The organism is Burkholderia sp. 9775_39 (genome assembly GCF_015712225.1).
GTDB lineage: Bacteria > Pseudomonadota > Gammaproteobacteria > Burkholderiales > Burkholderiaceae > Burkholderia > Burkholderia cenocepacia.
Map to the genome: position 1 here is coordinate 1 of NZ_JACCQC010000127.1, position 305 is coordinate 305.

The 305-nt window shown below is 62.3% G+C and carries 1 protein-coding gene; it reads left to right on the forward strand.

The window, feature by feature from the left end:
* The coding region (locus tag H0X90_RS36125; RefSeq protein ID WP_269065282.1) for a hypothetical protein at window positions 1–305 on the forward strand (305 nt) is incomplete at both ends.

Consider the following 305-nt stretch of genomic DNA (forward strand, 5'->3'; position numbering starts at 1 on the left):
GCCGAGCTGAGGCCGGTGGACAGCGAGTTGATGCCGGTCGAGGTCGAGGTCGAGAGAGAGCCGATCGAGCTATTAGCCGAGGAGAGACCCGTCGACGTGGAAGTCGAAAGCGACGTAACCGAGCTGTTTGCCGAGCTGAGGCCGGTGGACAGCGAGTTGATGCCGGTCGAAGTCGAAGTCGACAGCGACGTGATCGAGCTGTTAGCCGACGAGAGGCCGGTCGACGTGGAAGACGACAACGACGTAACCGAGCTGTTAGCCGAGCTGAGGCCGGTGGACAGCGAGTTGATGCCGGTCGAGGTCGA